The organism is Chitinophaga sp. (assembly GCF_035564935.1).
Lineage (GTDB): Bacteria > Bacteroidota > Bacteroidia > Chitinophagales > Chitinophagaceae > Chitinophaga.
Window position 1 is genome coordinate 1 of record NZ_DATMTE010001102.1, and the last position, 4,351, is coordinate 4,351.

Annotated in this window: 7 protein-coding genes; 2 read left to right on the forward strand and 5 right to left on the reverse strand. The window is 45.2% G+C overall.

Annotation, left to right across the window (positions count from 1 at the left end; all coding sequences use genetic code 11):
* A partial coding sequence (rsgA, locus tag VN105_RS28410; RefSeq protein WP_325646645.1) for a ribosome small subunit-dependent GTPase A occupies nucleotides 1-875 on the forward strand: 875 nt, incomplete at its 5' end.
* Here rsgA and VN105_RS28415 read toward each other — a convergent pair.
* From VN105_RS28415 to VN105_RS28425, 3 genes are read right to left on the reverse strand one after another with little or no spacing between them, the layout of a single operon-like run.
* Nucleotides 876-1,019, reverse strand: a complete 144-nt coding sequence (locus tag VN105_RS28415) for a hypothetical protein (protein ID WP_325646646.1) — start codon at nucleotides 1,017-1,019, stop codon at nucleotides 876-878.
* 9 nt (nucleotides 1,020-1,028) lie between these two features.
* Entirely contained in the window at nucleotides 1,029-1,178 is a 150-nt protein-coding gene (locus VN105_RS28420) for a hypothetical protein (RefSeq protein ID WP_325646647.1), read from the reverse strand.
* 46 nt (nucleotides 1,179-1,224) lie between these two features.
* On the reverse strand, nucleotides 1,225-1,761 hold the full coding sequence (locus VN105_RS28425) for a gamma carbonic anhydrase family protein (RefSeq protein WP_325646648.1): 537 nt from the start codon (nucleotides 1,759-1,761) through the stop codon (nucleotides 1,225-1,227).
* Nucleotides 1,762-1,852: 91 nt separating this feature from the next.
* Here VN105_RS28425 and VN105_RS28430 point away from each other — a divergent pair, with 91 nt between their 5' ends.
* On the forward strand, nucleotides 1,853-3,034 hold the full coding sequence (locus tag VN105_RS28430; protein ID WP_325646649.1) for an aspartate aminotransferase family protein: 1,182 nt from the start codon (nucleotides 1,853-1,855) through the stop codon (nucleotides 3,032-3,034).
* Nucleotides 3,035-3,055: 21 nt separating this feature from the next.
* Here VN105_RS28430 and VN105_RS28435 read toward each other — a convergent pair whose 3' ends face one another.
* Together VN105_RS28435 and VN105_RS28440 are read right to left on the reverse strand one after the other, a co-directional pair.
* Nucleotides 3,056-3,448, reverse strand: coding sequence for a hypothetical protein (locus tag VN105_RS28435; RefSeq protein WP_325646651.1), 393 nt, complete (start codon nucleotides 3,446-3,448; stop codon nucleotides 3,056-3,058).
* A 10-nt stretch (nucleotides 3,449-3,458) separates the two neighbouring features.
* Nucleotides 3,459-4,351: DUF5686 family protein (locus VN105_RS28440; protein ID WP_325646653.1), on the reverse strand; the 893-nt coding region annotated here is incomplete at its 5' end.

The following is a 4,351-nucleotide window of genomic DNA, read 5'->3' on the forward strand; positions in this document are numbered from 1 at the left end:
AAATATTCCAGGCGAGGATGAAAGGTATTTTCAAAAAGAATGAGGATATCACTTCTACCAATCCTATCGCTGTAGGGGATATAGTGGAAATTGTGGAAGATGATAGCGATGCCAGCGCCAAAAATGCCATGATCACGGAAATAGGCGCCCGGAAGAATTATATAGTGCGCAGTTCTCCTCACGGTAAAAACAAAAAACATATAGTAGCCGCCAATATGGACCAGGCGATGCTGGTGTGTACAGTAAAGGAACCTCGTACCTCGCAGGGCTTTATTGACCGTTTCCTGGTTACCGCTGCAGCCTATCATATTCCCGTAATACTGGTTTTCAACAAGCAGGATATTTACAGGGAAAAGGAAAACGAAAAATTTGAAGAGCTGGCGGAGCTCTACACCGATATTGGCTACCAGGTATTATTGATCTCTGCCGTTAATGGCAACGGAGTGGATGACGTAAGAGCATTACTGAAAGATAAGGTCACTTTAATGGCAGGACATTCCGGGGTGGGCAAGTCGTCCCTGATCAATGTACTCATGCCCGGCCTGGAGCTCAGAACCAAAGCTGTGAGCGGTTGGAGCGGCAAAGGATTGCATACCACTACCTCTGCTGAAATGTACGACCTGCCTTTCGGAGGTTGTTTGATAGATACCCCCGGTGTCAGGGAATTTGGTATCGTAGACATTTCAAAGCCGGAACTCTCCCATTATTTCCTTGAAATGCAACCCTATATTTCTCAATGCCAGTTTAATAACTGTTTGCACATTAATGAACCCGGCTGCGCCGTGAAAGCAGCTGTAGAGGAAGGGATTATTGATGCAGACAGGTATGTGAGCTATGCTACCATCTTGGAAACAATTGAAGAGGAACAATACTGATCAGCCTTTTCCCGGTTTACTTAATTCGTCCAGTACTTTTTCAGCGCCCCAGTTACGCCTGGGTTGCGGACAGCCTTTTTTTTGTGTTCTGCAGCCGGCAAAAACGAGCATTGCCAACAGGGCCAATAGGATCACCTTACGCATAGGATAGGTTTAAAACAGGCGCATTTGTTTGCCTGCCTTACGGTTATGTTGCTTTATATCTTTCGTGTAGTAGTTGGAAGCGGGGCATCCTGTTTTTTGCGATGAACAGCTGGAAAACAGGATGCTCCCCAATATCAGCAGGCATAGTAATATTTTCATAGGAGGGTATTTGCCTGCAATATAATAATTTTCTATAACATGACTGTTATGGCTCCTTTACTTCCTCTGCCTGCTGGTACCAGGATGCGTACATGTTGTAGTTTTTGGAGATACGGTTAATTTCTCCGCTGATAAGGGCCATATCAATATCTTTCACCTTACGGGCAGGCACACCGGCGTAAATGGTACCGGGTTCTACATGTGTATCGCTCAGTACTACGGCGCCCGCAGCAATAATACTGTTACTGCTTACGCGGGCATTGTCCATCACAATAGCGCCCATTCCTACCAGTACATTGTCTTCAATAGTGCAGCCATGGAGAATGGCATTATGGCCTATAGACACATTATTGCCTACTATAGTTTTGGTTTTCTGGTAAGTGCAGTGAATTACCGCACCATCCTGTACGTTCACGTTTTCGCCGAGGCGGATACTGTTTACATCGCCGCGAACAACAGCATTGAACCATACTGTACAACCTTTACCCATTACTACATCCCCTACTATGGTAGCATTAGGGGCCACGTAACAGTCTTCAGGAATTTGAGGAGTAACTCCGTTCAGTGGAATAATGTGCGCCATAATTAAATGTTTTAGTGCTTATGCTACAAATATAACAATTACTAATTAGCAGTTGTTTTCTAACTTCGCAAAGAATAGCGTAGTTAGTGATATGAATAACAGGCAACTTTTTTTGCAGCATGTAGCGCAAACCTCCGATGCCCCTCTGGCATTGGAAATAGTGAAAGCAGAAGGCATGTATATGTGGGATGTGAACGGAAAGCGGTATCTCGATCTCATTGCCGGTATCAGTGTATGTAACGTGGGGCATTGCCATCCCGCTGTTGTAAAGGCTATCCAGGACCAGGCGCAGCAATATATGCACCTGCTGGTATATGGAGAATTTGTGCAGTCGCCCCAGGTGGCCTTTGCCAGCCTGCTTACGGCGCATTTGCCCGAACAGTTAAACTGTGTATATTTTACCAATTCCGGGGCGGAAGCCGTGGAAGGCGCCATGAAACTGGCCAAGCGGTATACCGGGCGCCATGAAATAGCGGCCTTTAACCGTAGTTATCATGGTTCTACGCAGGGCGCCCTGAGCATCCTCGGAGATGAATACTGGCGCAATGCCTACCGGCCCCTGTTGCCGGGAATACAACACCTGGAGTATAACAACTTTGCGTCACTGGAGCTTATTACGGAAAAGACCGCAGCAGTGATAGCAGAAAGTGTGCAGGCGGAAGGCGGCGTTATAGTACCGCAACGGGAATGGCTACACGCATTGCGGGCAAAATGTTCCGCTACAGGAGCACTGCTGATACTGGATGAAATCCAGTGCGGTTTTGGGAGAAATGGTACGCTATGGGCTTTCGAACAGTTCGGGATTGTGCCCGATGTTTTACTGCTGGGTAAAGCGCTCGGCGGAGGAATGCCTTTAGGCGCCTTTATTGCCTCCCGCGATATTATGTGGACGCTGACCAACAACCCCGTACTAGGTCATATCACCACTTTTGGTGGCCACCCGGTTAACTGTGCGGCAGGTCGCGCCGGCTTCCAGGCACTGCTGGACCAGGATCTCTTACCAACAGTGCATACAAAAGGACAACTGTTCCTGGAACACCTGAAACACCCTGCCATAAAATCGGTACGCTCACTGGGTTTAATGATGGCAGTAGAATTTGAAAGCTTTGCCGTAAATAAAAAAGTAATTGATTATTGCATCGATAAAGGAGTGCTTACCGACTGGTTCCTTTTTGCCGCCGAATGTATGCGCATTGTACCTCCATTGATCATTACGCCCGAAGAAATTAAAGGGGCCTGCAGCATTATCTGCGAAGCGGCAGATAATATATAGTAAGGACTACTTACTACTGAATCATGAATTTAACCTGCTGAAAGTAAGTGTAACCCTTTTGGAGAATAGTTCTATAGTGTCATTGCCAAGGAAAGACAGATAATAGTAGTATTTTCCCTGTGCTGTTATTTCGTGAAGATTGTTGTTGTATTTAAATCTTCCCCGGTAAAACTGATCAAGCGTACTGCTGTCTGCTGTTCTTTCGGGATGAAAGGAAAAACTGGTAATAGTTGCCTGGTGAAATTCTGCAATGATTTTAAAGTCGTCGTTTGTAAACCTTAACTGTAGCAGCTTTTCTGCCGGGTCCAGTTTTATTTTTATGCATTGATAGTCATTATGCAGATCATAATAATTACCATCTATTTCACCCTGCAGGATGCTTTCAAATAAGGGCGTATGTGTTACATCTTTCATGAACAACCCGTTAAAACTGTAATTTGAAACTACCGAATACACCAAAACGTTTGTTGGCAGGTTCACCCGGTGTTACATCCGGCGTTACTCTCCATATAAAATCTACCCGCAGGAATTTAAAGATATTTTCTATCCCGGTACCCAACTCAAGGTAGGGATCGCCCTGCAGGGTTTTGAATGCGAAACCATTGTTAAGGTTCAGCTGTTTGTTGGATTCAGACAACGAGCCTATCACCCCTTTGGCGGTCCAGAATTGCCGCCATTTCAGCTTTTTAATCAGCGGGATATAACCAAAAATGCCATTGCCAATGGTATGTTCCACATTAAACCCGGCATATTGATCACTGATGAACTCGAAGCGGTTCATCATGTTGAATGCATATTTGTTGTAGTAGTAAATTTCGTTACCCGGATGTACTTCGAGTGAAGTATAAGGCACGGTACCAAAAATTTTACCGCCAAAAACATTATAGTAGAAAGAACCGAAAGGCGGCAGCTTTACATAGTCAGACACACTGAGTGTAACACGCTGATATTTTTGTCCGCTGTTAGCAACACCGGGTATGCCTGCTGCTAATTTCAGTTCAGCAATAGGGTATTTACTGCCAAGACTGATCCGGTAATAATTTCCTTCCAGGAACTGTTCATGGAAAGCATAACGGAGTTTTACTTCTACTTCCGTGCTGGTCAGCGGATCGCGCCCGTTGGGTGCTTTCGGATAAAACGCAGCAGTGGGAAGCGGTTCAAATGGTCGTACCTGTTTGTGCGTTAGCGAAATCTGGTGGGAGAAACCGCTATAGTATTCTTTGAAAAACTCAAAACGTTTTTCATCCACCATTAAAAATTTCTGTGGCACACCGTTTTTCCGGATAGCAAGCGTAAAAATATTATCTGTACCTACTT